The sequence below is a fragment of the Anaerobacillus sp. genome, assembly GCF_046314235.1.
Taxonomy (GTDB): Bacteria; Bacillota; Bacilli; order Bacillales; family Anaerobacillaceae; genus Anaerobacillus.
Genome location: NZ_JBKBWN010000032.1, coordinates 1 through 16,570, shown reverse-complemented (window position 1 = coordinate 16,570; position 16,570 = coordinate 1). Strand labels below are relative to the sequence as shown.

The following is a 16,570-nucleotide window of genomic DNA, read 5'->3' as shown; positions in this document are numbered from 1 at the left end:
ACGCCAAATCCAAAAACCACTTTCGCAGCTTTTGAGTATTAGCTGGAAAATCCATCACTACATCTGTACCGACACTTAATATGTTTTGGACATGCTTTTTTACCAACGGCTTGAGCTGCGCTGAGAATTTTATATAGTCCTCAAATGATGCAATCTGATTGGGATAAAGAGATGAAAGCCATTCATCCTCTGACAATAGTACCGCATGTTTATCTATCGCCAATTGTTTTGATTTAGTTGATTTTCCTGCGCCCATTTTTCCACAGAAAAAGTATAGTGTCCCCAGTTTTTCCAAATTTTTAACCCCCCCGCGTTATTAGTAAGGTGCCTGGCACCCTCTTTCCAAGATTGCAACTCCTTGAATTTCGCCAATCCCACCATTACCATGAACTAAACCATATGTTGCGGGCCCAGCCTTTAGTTTTTGATGCATTTCGATGAGCCCATTTAAGGCTGGATTATTCCAAGGGGCTCTAGCAAAATTCATGCCTCCAGTAATCGTAATTTCATGTTCTTCTAATAAATGAGGTAACTGATCAATTGTATCAATTATTCCAGTTGCCAATAAGAATGCGATTGGGACTGGTGGATAGCACGTATAAACTTCAAGAAACAAGTTTCTTTGTTTGTATTGTTCGACTACATTGATTTTTGATTGAGCTTCAGCTTGTAAAAATGCAGCTTTTAAATGTGGAAATACGTTCCCTGTATGCCCAACAATTTTATCAATGTGATCAGGAGATCCTTTGACACTTACATATTTTACACCTGTAACCTTGATTTGCTCTTTATGAGGAACTTGTAAATATTCAGCGGTGTTTTCATTTGTTAAAATCATGCCTCCTGCAAAGTCAATATTCGGGTTCGCACAGTCCGTCAGCTTGAATAAATCAGCATGTTGATCATCTAGTTGTCGCCCTCTATTTAACTTAACCTCTTTACCTGAAACATGTTTATATGTATTGTAATAATTCATAAACAATTGATCGCATAAATCTTTGAAATTTTTCTCCGATAAAACTAATTCCTGACAAAGTCGATGGGCTAATTCGTTATAGCATTGAATGAGACTATGTTTGTCAAAAATATTCATCGCCTTCGTCACCGCTTCTTTTCCATACACTTTTTTGTTTGTTAATAACGGCTCATAACCAAAGAGAAAGACGACATCGTACAATCCATTGTCAATCAGTTCCTTTGCATCTGCTAACGCTTGTATCGGACTTGCTCCACTTTTGTAGCAATTAATTTTATCGATTGATTCGCACTCAAAGACACCAAAGTAAAAGTGATTCGCAGCTTCAAAGCCGTTAAGAAGCGGGTCAATAAAAAAATAGGCAACTCTCTTGTTTTTTGAGACGAGCTTGCTAAGGATATTAATAGCTTCCTTAAAAAATTGCTTTTGAAAGTTGATAGATAATTGACGTCCTTTAAAGTCGGTAATTTTCCCTGAATAAATAATTTGCACCATATCTCACCTCTTCTCATTATTAGTAGACACCTATCAAACTATTTTACCGCATCATCAACCAAACTAAAAAAAGTAATCCAGCTATCAAAGCCCAAACAAACACTTCCATGTTTCCCCTTTTTTTATTCAGCATACCAGTTCCTCCCGGCGTATTTACAACACGATATTTCACTGATGTACCCGATCGAATTCTCTAATTCCACCTAGAGGGAAGAATTTCTGCTAATTTCACTATTTTATTCTCTTCAACTAGTATTTCTGCATCAATATTTTTTGCGTTTATTTGATAGATAAATTCCCGACATCTACCGCAAGGCGGATAGATTTTACCGTTTTTCCCAACAGCTACAATCTTAACTATTCTAGTTTCATCGTTATTTACCATACTTGCAATCGCTGCATGCTCAGCACAAAATCCGATCCCTGAGGGCGCATCAATACAAACACCAGTATACATATTTCCTTTGTCAGTCATGAGTACACAAGCAACCGATCCAATGTAACAGTCTTTCGATAACTTTTGTGGGTTCACCTTTTTGGTGGCAATCTCCCGTAATTGATCCATTTCCATCATCAAGTATTCCTCCCCTATTTGGTGCCATCTATTTTAGATGCCTCGCACCTTACTATATCTATATGGTGACAGGCACCTTAGTTTGGCACCTTATTTACTGGCAATTTTACTTTCATTCAATTTGTTTGATGATTTTTGCCGGGTTACCACCGACAACAACATTGTCGGGTATATCTTTTGTCACGACAGCACCAGAAGCGATAACGACATTATTACCTATGTTTACTCCAGGGTTAATTACTGCTCTTCCACCGATCCAAGCGTTGTGCCCGATTGTTACCGGTTTCCCATATTCAGCACCGGAAATTCTTTCGATGGCATCTAGTGGATGAGTCGCTGTATAGATATGTACACCAGGTGCAACCATGCAATTATCACCGATCCGAATTTCACATACATCTAGAAAGACACAATCAAAATTCGCATAGAAATTCTCACCAACATGAATATTGTACCCATAATCACAACGAAACGTTGGTTCGATATATAAATGTTCTCCAGTTGACCCTAATAGTTCTATTAATAACTCTTTTCTTTTATTCTCTTCCGTCTCGATTGTTTCATTGTATAATCTCGTTAATCTTCGTGCATTCGTTCTATCGTCTACTAGTTCACGGTCAGCCGAAAAATAAAGTTCACCATTCAACATCTTTTCTTTTTCTGTTTTCATTTTTCAAATCTCCTATCTCATTCATTGAGAATACGTCCTTATAACTATTAATAAAAATTTAATAATAGTTAATAACAATTATTTCAAATAAAGATAATATTTACAATCTATTATTCATTAAATATTATAGTAGGGATTTATATTTTGCGGATTCATTCAAATTTTATGTAACGTTATTCTTATAAAACCGTCTTTTATTATAAATACAAAATGATTATGGAAGAAAATTTCAATTTAAGAGCTTTACCATTTCACCTGCATTTTATACATTCTTATCTCAAACCTGAATGAAGTATCGGCTATTTCTTTTGCTGCACCATTGGCGTTTGGGAGATTTCGTTTCACTTCTATGAATAAAAATTCGACTTAAAGGGTAACTAGAAACTATAGATAATCATTCTATTTACAATTTTCCACAATATCCTTTAGTAAGTATGAAAATACAAGAAAGGTTGGGAAAGTATGAAAAAGTTAATTTTTACAGTTGTATCAATAATTACTACTCTGACAATTATTAATTTTACAATAGGGATTACTAGCGGAGGGGCTACACCGAATTCTGTCTTAGAAACAGAAGCTAGTTTTGATGGTGTTGTCTTTATCGGTGACACGATGGAAGAAGTAAAAAAGAAGGTGCCAAATCTCGAAACTACTTATCTTGAGGGTTGGGCATTGGTTAATGATCGTGACGCTTATATCTTCAACGATGATGGGATACTAGTCTTGATCGCTAAGAAGATAAACGATGACAACTGGACTTGGATAAAAGAACAAGGCTTTAAATATGAGGATGTTGGTTATTTCCTTGGCGAAACTAGATATGAGGTCATAAAAGGTGACCTCTTATATACTTATTATGATAACGAAGACGAGGATATTGTAACACTAGAAAAAGTGGCCGAAAAGGAAGAATAGGTATTACGAGATAACTACAATAAGAATAGCTTATTTAAATTTCAATAGTACAATGGAACCGCACCAAAGTTGTTGGAAACATAGCTTTGGTACGGTTTTTATTTAGAGCTTAAAACTTATCGTTACTAGTTTCTTTAGCTAACTGAAACGGTTACTTTAATTTCTCCAATTCCTTTTTCAAAAGCTCTGCATTTTTAATATCTAATTTCCCGAAACTTTCTTTTAAATTACTACTTAAAATTGTGACAGTTTCATCATCATTAAACCAAATCCGATAATCATACAACTTTTCAGGCGCATCCTTTTCTACCTGTACAAACAATGTTGCTTTTAGGTCTTCTCTTCTAGGCATCGCTACTTCACTATTTGACTCCCATTTCACTTTCTTAAAAAGAAGCTTTAATGCCTCTAAACTTGTTTTTTCTGTAATCATAAAAGCATCTCCGTCGCTTCCATCAAGATTAACGAAATGAACATCGACTCTTGTTAGTTGTTGATTTTCAGCAATACTACAACCTACCAATAGCACACAAAACAATAGAAAAGCTACATTTAATTTTTTCACATCTAACTACCCCTATCTGTTATTTTTTACCTCTTTGTTATTCTGATGTTTCCACGCTTATATTATTCATCATAAAAAAGAACAGGCTCATTTAAGAGTCTGTTCTTTGTTGGTTTCTACCAGGAATGTTCACTTTCATTGGTGCCTGGCACCATTAAAGGTATAGTAATTCATAACCGAAAGCTCTTCAAAACCACAAGCTTTGTATAAATTAAGAGCAGTATTGTTTTTACATTCAACGTCCAATTCTACCTCATAGATGTTGTTTTCGTTGATTAAACGTAGCGCTTCCTTTAATGCTGCTTTTCCGAACCCGTTCCCTCTGGAGTCTGGCATAATTCCGAAACCACTTATAAAGGCAGCGTGTTCACTATAGCTAACCATAATTTTCCCAATTACAGTCTCATTTCGTTCAATCATATATGTTTTATATAGATCCTCAGAAGGCAATTGGAACTCGTCTGAATGGTTAAAAAATATGGCATTTTGTCGGGCAATTTCTGTTCCATCCGATCTACTCGCTTTTCGTAATTTAACTACATTTAGCTTTTCTACAGGTGTTTTAGTCAGGTATTTCATTCGATACTCAGAAAAACTATATTCCCCAGAAACTGAAGCGGCAAATTGAACACCTGAACTAGAATTACCATCTGTTAAAAGTAAGACTTTATCAAACTCCCTCTTTTCACACTCCTGCATGGCAAGTTCAAAGAGCTTTCTAAATAGTCCCTTTCTTCTATATTCCGGGTGCGTCATCCCATTGATTTCAGCAATATTACTGCCGCCAAAACTTGAAATACCAATGTATGACACCAAATTACCGTCAATAAAATACATAAATTCGTTAATTTCTCTTAATCCAATTTCAGACTTTCCCGCCATCTCTATCTTATAGTCTAATTCTAATTTTAACTTAGTTTTATCTTTATTAAAGCAAAGCTCTTCAAGGAGAGTGATTTCTTTATAGTCCTTTTCTGAAATAAATTGTTTTAAACAAATCGTTTCATTTCCTCTTGTTTCTGACATGACATTCCCTCCTTCGTATTTTTAAATTTACTAATTTTTTCTACAAAGCAACAAGGTGGTTTTCACTATCAATCATATATGTATATTCATCTCGACAATAGCCTAATTTCATAATATAATGTAGCAAAAAAGGAGGTGAATAATATGGAAGAAATCTTAAACCAAATCTTAACGAAATTAGTCGGTTTAGAAAAAGGACAAGAACGTCTTGAAATGAAACAAGAACGTCTTGAAATGAAGCAAGAACGTTTCGAAATGAAACAAGATTCTCTAGACAAAAGACAAGTTGCTGTACAAAATGTGCTAGAAACTATTACTCATGAACAAGCGGAAATGCGGAAAGAAATTGCTTTTTATTATGGAAGTTTAATGAAAAAAATGGATGAGGACAAAAAGGAATTAAGTAGTGAGATCAAGCAAATTACTGCTATTCAAAAAGAGCACCAAAGTGTTTTGGAGTATCTCAATGAAAAACAGTGACAATTCCTGCTCGAAGTAGTCTTCTTCAATATCCCATAAATCAAAAACAGATAAACGGCCATCTCCTCGTACTTACTTCAACAAAATTTCTCTTCATTTCCGCATCTTTATAGCCATTAGAAAACTAGGCTTAGAAGATGTTTCTAAGCCTTAGAATTTTATTCACTTGTTTCCCCAATAAAGAACAAATGAGCTAAACACTTGCAGTCCGACGATCCGAAGCCACGAACAGGTATACTTCCGTTAGCTTCTTTCATTAACCTATGGAAAAGCTCGCATTCACCTTCTTCACCTGAATACGTGTTAATCTCTACGATTTCGACAAAAGGACGTAAGTAGTCAAAATGCCAGCGCAGTTTTTTTTCTATTTTTTTATGCCACTCAATTCTAGACTGAAGGTTTCTTTTGGCACTACCAACGTATACATATACTCCTTTTTCAAAGGAAAAAGAGCCTAACTTTCCTACGGTAATTTCCCCGTAATCATCATTCATTCTAGTCTTTATGGCATATAGCGTATCATTTAATTCATCGTTTATCTGTTTCATAAAAACGAGTCCTTTCGATTTCTACGAGATATTATCCAACGCTTCAAACACTAATTAACATTAACAGTTCATTGTTTATTGACATAGCGAATCGATTTTTCCTTTCAGAAAGTTTATAAGCGATGTTCACCACTTACAAATTCCTTACCAATACGACTTCATCGTCATAATCACCCAAGCCATAAACCTCGCCGATCCACTCTTTACTCATCAATTTAGAAATTCAAAAAATCTGTCTACTAAGTTAATTATAATGGAAATGATACTTTAACTTCCGTCCCTTCACCTAGTTGACTAGTAACGTCAATTTCGCCATTAAAGTGCGTCACTAATTGGTAAACCATAAACAAACCAATACCTTGTCCAGCTACTTCTTGATTTATCTTTTGATACTTTTTAAACAGTTTTTCACAATCCTCTTGATCCATACCTACTCCAGTATCAGATATATGTATATGTAATCTGCCATTTTCGATAGTACTTCTACATGTAACCGTATGTCCTTCATAACTATATTTAATGGCGTTACTTAAGAGATTTGAAATAACTAATCTAAAACCCATTAAGTTTGCATTTATGATCACGTTGTATGGTACTTGAATATTTGATTCTAATTTTATATTTTGCGTTCTCCCTTTAATCGTCATCACATCTAATACTTCATCGATGACGGGGCGTGCTTTAATTAATTTTGTTTGCCAAAACGAATCGGTTGTCATCATTTGTTCTGTTTGAATAATATGGTGTATTTCATGATCTATAGCTACTGAATAATCTTCTATTAAACTTAGTTTTGCTTGAACACCTTTATCATCTAATTCACTTTTTAATATTGAAGCAAAGGACTTTATAACTGTCAAAGGATTGCGCACTTCATGGGCAACAACATGGATAAAATCAAGCTTTTGCCGATAAAAATCAAGCTCTGTTTCTACCTTTTTCTGTGCGGCTAAGGAGGGGAAAATCGTATGATCAGGGTGATTATATAACGATGATTTAACTAAATTATGGTCGGTTAATAAATATTGATGACTTCTCATCAAATCTGTTTGAAAGGCAGCGGGCACCACGTTTCCATCATAACAACAGACGGTCAGATATCCCATTTCACTAAGGGTAACATCACATTCACATTCGTATCTTTTTAACTCTTCTTTGCTGTAGGAAAGTGCATTCCATAAAACTTTCCCCCATACACGAACAGACAGTTCCCCGTCAACGAAGGGCTGTATAGTATGTTTGAAGTTTGCTAATGCGTTCTCAAATTTAAAATTGCCGTGCGTTTCGTAAAATTCGAGGTTATTTTTATAATGTAGGAAATTAGCAAGTTCCAAGTCTCCTAGTTGCGCAGATAATCTCTCTAACAACGTGGCATAACATTCATAACTTTCAATCAAAAGAACATGCTGATTCATACTTTTTGCCGACAATATGAAAGAAACGAGATTATCAAGATACCTCTCTTGGGAACAATAAAAATATAATATGTGAGATCCATCACTCACTTTAATCGTTTCGGTTAAAGAAATAGATTTAGTTTTTAGTGTCATATGACCCTCCCTTTCTTGTTGCTATCGTTACTTTGTAAATCTCTCCAGATTTTATAATAATACCCTTTAAAATCGTATTTTTCAACGAAATCGGACTAACTTTGTTACATCTTTACAAGGGCGCCAGGCACCTATCGATTAAAATCTTTACAAAGATGCCTGGCCCTATCGTTTATGTATTGCTTGAACTTGTTGCCACAGCAGTACCCGCCATTGCTGCAATCATTGCGGCTTGTTGTGCTTGAATAACAGCTTCAATCGTTGTTTGAATACTAGCGCTTAGTAAGCTACTATGTTCTACTTTGTCTTTCACGATCAAGTTAACGGCAATCATGAAGTTCATATCTTTATGCCATTTAAACAACTTCTCAGAGTTCAAGCGCTGAAATAGGTTCATCACATTCGGAACTTCATTTGAACAGTTTTCCAATAAAGATAGAATTCCAATCACTGGATAGTAAATGGTTTTTATTCGTCTTCCTGCCTGCTTAAAATCATCTAGTAACCGTGTCGCCCGTGCGATAAGTAAATACGGATCTTCAACTTTTTGTAAAGACAGTATATGACTCAAAAATTGTAAATCGTTTCCTCTGCGGAATCCATTCCCATTTAACTCATGATAAAAATAGGAAATATTCTTCATCATTTCATCAATATCCTGATCTACTTGTGCTAGAAGTAGCGCCAATGGATAATCACTTTCTCCCGTCAAAAAAAAGTGTTCGTTTTTCATTGCTTTGTAAACTTCCATTCCACGTTGGATTAGTGCTTCTACGTTTTTGTTTATGGAATTGTCGCGAAGGAGACATAGCGCTGCAATGTAGGTAAAAGGGCCTCTTCGAAATCCACCATTAACGCACTTTTCATAGACATCTATAAAATCTTCAAATTTTTCTTTCGGATGATCATAACGAATATCAAGCATTGCAGCTGTTGTAAAACGTTGTGATGACTTTAGCGTTGAGAAAAAACCAACATTTCTTTTTATATAATCACTTACATCTACAAACGGTTCTAAATCAAACGATTTTTTGCTCATCATATAGAGTGATGCTACCAACATTAAGGAACGTTCATCGCTTACCTTCCACTTTAACTCTTTCTTTAGCTGTCCATAAATTTCGGCGTATTCATTTACGACTTCGTCAAGATTAAATCCCATGATCTCACATCCGATCTTTTTTTTACTATATACGAGTGCAGGCGAGATAAGTTTCATCCGTTCATTACTATTTCTCAATACCAATATTTCATGATTTGCAAAAAATCTTCAATCCTTAAAGTTATACTTATTTATCGACAGGTAAAAAATTTACTACTGAAAAAAATGGATTTTTTTACAGAAACTATTCCATTTTGCTAGAAAATTTATATAATAGTTCTAACTAATAGTATATTTTTACTAGAAATAGGTGCATATCATGTTCATTATCTCTGACGATCTCGAAGCGTTTTTAATTAATCTTGTCATTATTTTTGCTCTTTTATTTTATTTTCATTTTATTAATAGTAAACGTAACTTACTAGCAACTCCATGGGCAATTGGGATTATTTGTAGTATAGCAACCGGCCTTTGTATGTTTTTTTCAGTTTCACTCGTTCCGGGCTTTATTATCGATATGAGATTTATTCCTTTCATTATTGGTTCACTCTACGGGGGAAGAAAGGTTGCTGTTTTTTTATTTGTCAACTTACTTTTTTACCGATTTTTAATAGGTCATGATCAAGGTTTCTACTCCGTCGTGGCCATTTATCCATTTATGACGTTGCTTCTATTGTATTTCATACCACACTTTCACAAAACAACAAAATTTAAAGAAAAAGCCTTCATGGCGGTTTTTCCGGCTTCATTAGGGGTTTTTACTTTACTAGGAATTTTATTTACTAAGGGACTTCATTTGAGTGGAGAAAGTTCCCTTAGCATTATTCCACTTTACATTACTCAATTACTTGGAATCTTTTTTTTCATCCATCTTATCGAACGTAAGCGTAACGAACTATTTCTACTTGACGAAATAAAACAATTAGAAAAACTAAAAATAGTGAGTGATATTGCTGCAAGTATTTCGCATGAAGTTCGTAATCCATTAACAGTTACACGAGGTTTTTTACAATTATTGAATGATAATAATCTCTCTAATGAGAAAAAAGCAATGTATATCAGTTTGTCACTTCAAGAACTTGATCGAGCTGACGCTACAATTACCGATTATTTGACGTTTGCCAAGCCATCTTTAAAACATATCGAATTTCTAGATTTAAGTAAGGAAATTTGCTATGTAATTGACGTTGTCAATCCCTATGCTACCTTACATAATGTTGAAGTCAATTACAGGAAAACTAACAACATTTTTATTGTTGGAGAAAAACAAAAGCTACATCAATGTCTCATCAATCTTATGAAAAATGGCGTAGAGGCTATGCCTAACGGTGGTCAATTAAACATCTCGTTAGAAGCCAACGATGACAAGGCCGTTGTAAATATCGCGGACAACGGTATTGGTATGACCGCGCAGCAAATTAATAGACTCGGTACACCCTATTATTCAACGAAAGATAAAGGAACTGGTCTTGGAATGATGGTCGTTTATAGTATCGTAAAAATAATGGGCGGAAAAGTAAAAGTTACAAGTAAGGTTAATGTTGGGACCTGCTTTGCACTAGAGTTCCCGTTAAAAAGATTTGAAGATGCATCAGTACGAGCAACTTCCTTACCTACAATCGAGTAGGAGTAAGCCACTCTGCTATACCAATTTCCGAAAAAAATACGAGGTTGTGCCAAACGTTGTTAAAATCAACTACTTTTTTGTAGGAGTAAATAACATCGCTGGGACAACCTCTTTTTTATTTTGTCTTCTAATAATCACTTTATTTTTAGTTATAAAAATCGTTGCTGGTGAAGCTCTGATTACTTTTATCCTTCATCACTCACGAAAAGTTTACGCTCTTAACTGCGCCAATATACTTGGATCTTTAATTTTATGATCTTCTGCAAACATGATAATCTTTGAAACAATTTCAGCCGTCTTCGGATCTTCATCAATAAATGGTAAGAAGATTTTCCCACGATGTTGTGAATGAACAGGAATGATATAAAGGGCTCCAGAGGCTTGTTTGTAAACCTGCCCACTACCTAGATGAACACTATATTCTCCGAGCCTTCCTGTGATATGTGCAAAATTCCCGTCTAGCCTGACGTTTTCAAGCTTCACTAACCGCAGTGTTTCCCTAACAATAGCCATTCTCATTTCTATTGTCGTTAAACTTGCTTCAGGGTCGACTCCGCCCACATGCGCAACACTGACAACTAAGTCGACATCCCTCATCGTTTCTGAAAAAATTAGCTTTGGCACGTTGACAATATCAATGGTTTTGTACGTCAACCGATCATAAAATTGAACAGTTTCAAGTGTCGGTGCTTCTACATCAGCTGGTGATAACCAATCAGCCATCGCATAAATCTTAGCGATGATGTTTTCTTTGTAGTAAACCTTTTGTAAGCCCTCTTCATAGCTAACGGTCCAGAGCCGATTTTTTAAAAGCGCTACGGTCTTTCGTGGTTGTACTTGGTGCCCTGCATATCGACGTGAAATTGTTCCTAATGCAAGTTCATCTTCAATTGGTAAATACATTTCACGAAATACTTGTTTAAAAGGTTGCTTCAGCTTACGATCAAATAACTCTCGTTGATAGGTACTCCATTTGCCACTTTTAAACAGATCAATTGGGTGGGCGATGACAATTTCATCTGTGTCGTTAACTACGTAGTGGTTCCCGGTAGGATCGCTTAACGTACCATCGGCGAAAAAACCGAGAAAGTCACTAACCTTAAACACTAATGTCCTAATAAGCGGTGCAATGACTGGATTTTGAGCAATTCTCTTTAGCTCCCTCACTGTAAAGGAATTTCCTATTTCCATGGAACGCTCAAGCTCTGTCTTTGCTCTTGTATATTGATTTTTCAGCTCACTTCTAATCTCTTTTAGCGCAATAATATAGTCATGTTTTTTATACTTCGTAGGAAGTGATTTTAATTCCTTACAATTTTTGACAACTTTGATTTCTGCCTTGCCTTGATCTTCAATGATTAATTGAACGGTAAGCTCTTCATCAATCTGATGCGGCTCCAAATAATGAAGCACTTCGGTTATCTTCAGGGCTTCCATATCCCACGTAAGTCGAATCACATCCTTGTAGCCTGCATTCCTCGCTAAATTCGTTAAAGCAATTCCGACGACTTTCGCTTCACTTGCTCTACGTTGCGCTCCAAACCCCTTACTTTCTCGTAAAAATTGTTGTAAGAACTCGTAACGGGTTAATACATCTTGAGCATCATTTGGATCAATCGGAATTAGGCTATAGCATAAGAGATGGTCCTTATTTCGCTTTTCGACAATTGATTTTTTAATTGTTGCAAGTTCTAGCCTGCCAAGCGTCGCATCAGCAAAAAGTTGTGACCTACGGTGATTCGCTCCTGCTGAAATGTATTTCGCACAATCATATAGAATGGCAAATCGTTCTGGTCCCAACTCACGATAAGACTGCTTAAACCATTCAATATCAAAGGCACCATCATTAAAGTCTTCCGGTGAAATTGGTGAATAATGGGCAACGATCGTCTCCTTTTCCGCGGAAAACATTTCATTGATGTGGGCATGGAAATACCAGGCGGCACTTCTTAAGCCCTTCCAGCCTAACAGCCTCGCAACAAGTTCAATCCATTGCGGTGCATACATCGCCGCTTCAAGGAGACGCTTTTCTGTTATTTTTTTAGTTTCTAATAACTCCTTTAGTAAGATTTCATCATCTCCTGCTTTTGGGTTACACACCTTTAACAGGTGACTCAACACTTCCTTTTTGGCAAAATCGCCACCATAACTATAAATATAGCCACGAACGAACGTTTCTTTGTCTAGTGCTAACAAGATTTTAATAAAATACTCAATTCCGTCATAATATTGAATTTGCATCGCTAGTGTAGAAACGTCGGTTGGCAGATCTCCTCGTTTCAGCTCGATCTCTAAAATTCGTGAAATGATCTTCTCTCTAAACGGTACGATCGTTGGAAATTTTGTAACGATATCTTGATGCTTATTCGTAAGCTGATAAAGATGCTGTCTACTTTCTTCCCTTACCATCAATTCTTTATAAACTTCATGCTCGTCAATCAATTTTAAATCAAACGCACGAGCCGTTTCTTCCAAGCTCAAATGATATCGCTTAAAGTTGTGAGTGAAATAGAGCTTATATTTGAGGAGAAAATAGGTCTTAAAAGATTTGTCGTCAAAAACAGATTGGCCGGTCCATTGAAGCCAAGGCGCTGTTAAAAATTCAAGAAACCGTTTTTGCCCTTTAATCTCATCGACTGGAATTTGATGGAGCATCGTATTTAGAACTTTGCTTACGATCGGAAAAATTTCCGTTCGGACATAGTCCATTAAGTATGCGCTTATAAGTTGACTAATTTGAGAGAAATAAGTTAACTCGTTTAACCAACTAACCATTTCTTCTATTTGTTCAATCGGAAATAACTCAGATAGCTCCGCTTTACGCTGTTCGTTTGACGAATGATAGTGTTTTATTAGGTTGTAGTTGTAAAATAAATGCTCTAATTCAACGTAATAGTTCATTTCAAGAAGTTCCATTGCGCCGATAGCACTGTTGTTTAAATAATCATGCCAGACGTCCGCCAATGGGAAGTTACCAATCTTAGTGACTTCTCCAACATTCAGCCGCTGTAATTGTGAGCCAAGCAAGAGCGTTTCTTTATAACCGTCATAAAATTCGACTTGATACTGATGATTACGATGCTCATGAATTAACTCTGAGAGGCCTAACAGAAATTGTTTGATTTTTTCTGCTGATCCAGTAAAAACATTTTTTACTGTATAGTCATGTAACGGTTTAATATCAGTTAAAAGCTGCAAATTTTCTATCGGGTTAAATAAACCTAAGCCAGTTGTTAAGCTATACGTTTCATTGTCAGTAAGCTTTGCTAACAGTAGCTTTTCTTTTTCAGTTGGGTTTGTGATCGAGGCTAGTTTTTCTTTATAACTCTCGTACTGATTCGTTCGCTCTGGATCATTTTTTAACTCAGTCATGATTTCAAGGACAGCCAATCTTTGTAGCTCGCTTTTACTTATAACTAACCTATCAACAGATGCAGCCAACGTCACTTCACTTTGCTTTAATAAAATTTGGATCGCACTTTGCCTCAATGAACTTGTTTTTAACTTTAGTACCGATTCAATCTTTTGAACTTCAATTGGCGATAGTTCAATCTTTCGTAATTTTTTTAAGGCAAACTCACGGTTGGCAATACTTTTATCGGCTAGACTATCAAATATAAACTTCCTTTGCTCCATATTCGAAACGTCCTGACAGAAATATTCGAGTAACATTCCTCTTACATCAGCGCTAACGATATCCTTAAACGTAAATAATTCAGCAATCCATTCGTCGTCCATATCATATGCGACAAGATACAATATTTTATTTGCAATTAGATCTGAAGAATACGAGATCGTGACAGCTTCGAAAGCAAGCGAAGAAAAGGTTACCTCTTTCTTTCCTAGCTTTAATAACGCTTCTTTAAAAATCGTAAACTGTCGCAATCGTTCTTTTTTATCCTCAAGGACAGGTTTTCTTTCAATTAAGTAACTACGATTCCTAGGCCCGTAAGAATAGCTAGTTGAAAAGTCATACACATAGTTTGAATACACATAATATTGTAACTCTTGATTAGTTTGCTCTAGATATTTGCAAGCAATCGAAAAACGTAATTCATCATTCTGGCTTTGAGTCAAGAATGACTGAGCAGTAATCTTCTGGTACGTTTCACCCTTTTTCATCAGCTGATGGATTCCGTCTGATATGTCTTGTTCTTCAATAACAGCAGTCGCCCATAGATTCATATATAGCTTATTAACGTCATTACTAGTCAGCCATTCGTTTCGCAGTTGTTTATTAACTAAACACTGATACCCATAGTCAATTAATTGTTTCGCGACTCTCGTATTAACTGCCTCTAACGTAAGCCCTGTCCATACATCTAAAGCTCTAACAACAGAACTGTAACGAATCAGATCGTGATCGAGCACAAGCTTTAACATATATGTCAGCGCCGCAAGCGTTCCTTCGTCCATACTTTCGACAATTGCTTGCCGCAAACCCTCCTGTAGTCTTGCTGCAACAAGCAGCTCGCCGGCCATTTTATAGGCTTCATCATTGTGACTCAAGAACAATCCTGAAATCATCGTCCGTGACAGCAGCGCCGTATTATTCTCACCATAAATAATTTCTTTTAATGCTGGCATAACTTCCTCTGGGCGATGATCAATTTCAAAAGCGAGAATATCTTTGACTACTTCACTCTCATATGGGTAATTTGGTGTAGTTAAATACTCGATCAGTGAAAACGGGTCTTTGTATAAGTCAATAAGACAAGCCGCTTTCCAAATGATCCCACTCATATGCTGCTTCAGTTCGATTGTGCGAAACGGGCGCCTGTAATAGCCAATGCTATATGAATACTCAGCCTTGTGATGAATAATATAATCAAATACGTCCCCTTGATACTCTCCTAGAAAATTGCGAACGATCATTTTTAAGGGATCAAATAGACTATTTTCATCGCCATTGGCCAACTCACGTAGCATCGTCTCAACGCTTTTCGTATCACCTTCATCAAAGTAGTAAGAAGACTTCGCAATTTTTATCAATTTCAAAATAATTTTCTTTTCTAGTTCAGGTAAAGCATTAGCTTTTGCTTTTAGTTCCTTATAATACGACCTATGTTGTTCCATAAGCAACTCTCCTCATCACCACATTCGTCCCGATAACATCGTAAGCCTAATAAAAACAACTGCACTTCCATCTTCAATCAGAAGTGGCCGATCCAACCCTTCTTGTTCAATTTCATTCACAAAAACTTTGAATAAACCGTCGTCAAACGCTTGGATCGCGGTATCAATCGCTGCTTGTTCATCACTTTTGTTATCAATATACGTTGTACCAAAGCCAACCTTACCGGTAGTGCTTTGTAAGACAATCTCGCTGTCTGTTAAAAAATCCGTTAACGGCATTTCAACCGCTTTTTCATTAAATTGCTGAACATTTACGGTTATAATCTCTGTAATTAACTGTCGCATTGATTGAGGCTTAGTTACTAATACTAGCTCTTTTTTCGTCAAAAAATCTTTCTTCCTACTCGCACTTTTTAACGTCACGTAAATTTTCATCATTTACCTCGAAGATTTTTTTATATTAAGTTTAATACAGGACGGGAAAATTAGAAAGTAGATCAATATTTGATTCGTCCGCATAGTACGACTTCAAGGACACTAACTCCTAATATTTGGTAACCTCAGTCCTTTTAACACCCCTTCTAGGACGTTAACTCCTAATATATGGGAAATTTAGTCCTCATAACAGCCCTTCAAGGACACCGACTCCTAATAACTGGTAATCCCAGTCCTCATTACATCCCTTCAAGGACACTAACTCCTAATATCTGGGAAACTAAGTCCTCATTACATCCCTTCAAGGACAACAACTCCTAATATCTGGGAAACTCAGTCCTCATAACATCCCTCCAAGGACACTAACTCCTAATAACTGGTAATCTCAATCCTCATAACACCCCTTCAAGGACAACAACTCCCAATAACTGGTAATGCCAGTCCTCATAATATCCCTTTAAGGACAACAAATCCTAATATCTGGGAAATCCAGTCCTCAAAACATCCCTTCACGGACAACAAATCCTAATA

At 36.1% G+C, this 16,570-nt stretch carries 14 protein-coding genes; 3 read left to right on the top strand and 11 right to left on the bottom strand.

The features are described from left to right. The 4 genes from ACK4M9_RS21990 to maa form a co-directional block, all read right to left on the bottom strand. Nucleotides 1-295: P-loop nucleotide/nucleoside kinase family protein (locus ACK4M9_RS21990; protein ID WP_409854919.1), on the bottom strand; the 295-nt coding region annotated here is incomplete at its 3' end. Between the two features lie 21 nt (nt 296-316). After that, a complete protein-coding gene (locus ACK4M9_RS21985) occupies nt 317-1,471 on the bottom strand; it encodes a beta-ketoacyl-[acyl-carrier-protein] synthase family protein (RefSeq protein WP_409854918.1) in 1,155 nt (384 codons plus the stop codon). 193 nt (nt 1,472-1,664) lie between these two features. Beyond that, nucleotides 1,665-2,045, bottom strand: a complete 381-nt coding sequence (locus ACK4M9_RS21980) for a cytidine deaminase family protein (RefSeq protein ID WP_409854917.1) — start codon at nt 2,043-2,045, stop codon at nt 1,665-1,667. A 112-nt stretch (nt 2,046-2,157) separates the two neighbouring features. Beyond that, the gene (gene maa / locus ACK4M9_RS21975) at nt 2,158-2,715 is read right to left on the bottom strand and encodes a maltose O-acetyltransferase (protein WP_409854916.1); all 558 of its coding nucleotides are present in this window, start codon (nt 2,713-2,715) and stop codon (nt 2,158-2,160) included. Nucleotides 2,716-3,177: 462 nt separating this feature from the next. Here maa and ACK4M9_RS21970 point away from each other — a divergent pair, with 462 nt between their 5' ends. Further along, the gene (locus ACK4M9_RS21970; protein ID WP_409854915.1) at nt 3,178-3,630 is read left to right on the top strand and encodes a hypothetical protein; all 453 of its coding nucleotides are present in this window, start codon (nt 3,178-3,180) and stop codon (nt 3,628-3,630) included. A 151-nt stretch (nt 3,631-3,781) separates the two neighbouring features. Here ACK4M9_RS21970 and ACK4M9_RS21965 read toward each other — a convergent pair whose 3' ends face one another. Continuing rightward, entirely contained in the window at nt 3,782-4,195 is a 414-nt protein-coding gene (locus tag ACK4M9_RS21965; protein WP_409854914.1) for a hypothetical protein, read from the bottom strand. 135 nt (nt 4,196-4,330) lie between these two features. After that, nucleotides 4,331-5,221 (bottom strand): GNAT family N-acetyltransferase, encoded by an 891-nt coding sequence (locus tag ACK4M9_RS21960; RefSeq protein WP_409854913.1) that lies wholly within the window; start codon nt 5,219-5,221, stop codon nt 4,331-4,333. Nucleotides 5,222-5,365: 144 nt separating this feature from the next. Here ACK4M9_RS21960 and ACK4M9_RS21955 point away from each other — a divergent pair, with 144 nt between their 5' ends. Beyond that, nucleotides 5,366-5,701 (top strand): hypothetical protein, encoded by a 336-nt coding sequence (locus tag ACK4M9_RS21955; protein ID WP_409854912.1) that lies wholly within the window; start codon nt 5,366-5,368, stop codon nt 5,699-5,701. Between the two features lie 158 nt (nt 5,702-5,859). Here ACK4M9_RS21955 and ACK4M9_RS21950 read toward each other — a convergent pair whose 3' ends face one another. The 3 genes from ACK4M9_RS21950 to ACK4M9_RS21940 form a co-directional block, all read right to left on the bottom strand. Continuing rightward, a complete protein-coding gene (locus ACK4M9_RS21950; protein WP_409854911.1) occupies nt 5,860-6,249 on the bottom strand; it encodes a GIY-YIG nuclease family protein in 390 nt (129 codons plus the stop codon). Nucleotides 6,250-6,497: 248 nt separating this feature from the next. After that, on the bottom strand, nt 6,498-7,799 hold the full coding sequence (locus tag ACK4M9_RS21945) for an MEDS domain-containing protein (protein WP_409854910.1): 1,302 nt from the start codon (nt 7,797-7,799) through the stop codon (nt 6,498-6,500). Between the two features lie 172 nt (nt 7,800-7,971). Continuing rightward, entirely contained in the window at nt 7,972-8,961 is a 990-nt protein-coding gene (locus tag ACK4M9_RS21940; protein WP_409854909.1) for a DUF4003 family protein, read from the bottom strand. A gap of 259 nt (nt 8,962-9,220) precedes the next feature. On the opposite strand from ACK4M9_RS21940, the gene ACK4M9_RS21935 reads away from it, so the two are divergent. After that, complete coding sequence (locus ACK4M9_RS21935) at nt 9,221-10,528, top strand: ATP-binding protein (RefSeq protein WP_409854908.1); 1,308 nt, start codon at nt 9,221-9,223, stop codon at nt 10,526-10,528. Nucleotides 10,529-10,738: 210 nt separating this feature from the next. Here ACK4M9_RS21935 and ACK4M9_RS21930 read toward each other — a convergent pair whose 3' ends face one another. Continuing rightward, complete coding sequence (locus ACK4M9_RS21930) at nt 10,739-15,604, bottom strand: DUF4132 domain-containing protein (RefSeq protein ID WP_409854907.1); 4,866 nt, start codon at nt 15,602-15,604, stop codon at nt 10,739-10,741. Between the two features lie 15 nt (nt 15,605-15,619). Continuing rightward, nucleotides 15,620-16,042, bottom strand: a complete 423-nt coding sequence (locus ACK4M9_RS21925) for a hypothetical protein (protein ID WP_409854906.1) — start codon at nt 16,040-16,042, stop codon at nt 15,620-15,622. Between the last annotated feature and the right edge of the window lie 528 nt (nt 16,043-16,570).

Coding starts and splice junctions, on each gene's coding strand:
- ACK4M9_RS21985 (WP_409854918.1), bottom strand. CDS start 1,471: ATGGTGCAAATTATTTATTCAGGGAAAATTACCGACTTTAAAGGACGT.
- ACK4M9_RS21980 (WP_409854917.1), bottom strand. CDS start 2,045: ATGATGGAAATGGATCAATTACGGGAGATTGCCACCAAAAAGGTGAAC.
- maa (WP_409854916.1), bottom strand. CDS start 2,715: ATGAAAACAGAAAAAGAAAAGATGTTGAATGGTGAACTTTATTTTTCG.
- ACK4M9_RS21970 (WP_409854915.1), top strand. CDS start 3,178: ATGAAAAAGTTAATTTTTACAGTTGTATCAATAATTACTACTCTGACA.
- ACK4M9_RS21960 (WP_409854913.1), bottom strand. CDS start 5,221: ATGTCAGAAACAAGAGGAAATGAAACGATTTGTTTAAAACAATTTATT.
- ACK4M9_RS21955 (WP_409854912.1), top strand. CDS start 5,366: ATGGAAGAAATCTTAAACCAAATCTTAACGAAATTAGTCGGTTTAGAA.
- ACK4M9_RS21950 (WP_409854911.1), bottom strand. CDS start 6,249: ATGAAACAGATAAACGATGAATTAAATGATACGCTATATGCCATAAAG.
- ACK4M9_RS21945 (WP_409854910.1), bottom strand. CDS start 7,799: ATGACACTAAAAACTAAATCTATTTCTTTAACCGAAACGATTAAAGTG.
- ACK4M9_RS21940 (WP_409854909.1), bottom strand. CDS start 8,961: ATGGGATTTAATCTTGACGAAGTCGTAAATGAATACGCCGAAATTTAT.
- ACK4M9_RS21935 (WP_409854908.1), top strand. CDS start 9,221: ATGTTCATTATCTCTGACGATCTCGAAGCGTTTTTAATTAATCTTGTC.
- ACK4M9_RS21930 (WP_409854907.1), bottom strand. CDS start 15,604: ATGGAACAACATAGGTCGTATTATAAGGAACTAAAAGCAAAAGCTAAT.
- ACK4M9_RS21925 (WP_409854906.1), bottom strand. CDS start 16,042: ATGATGAAAATTTACGTGACGTTAAAAAGTGCGAGTAGGAAGAAAGAT.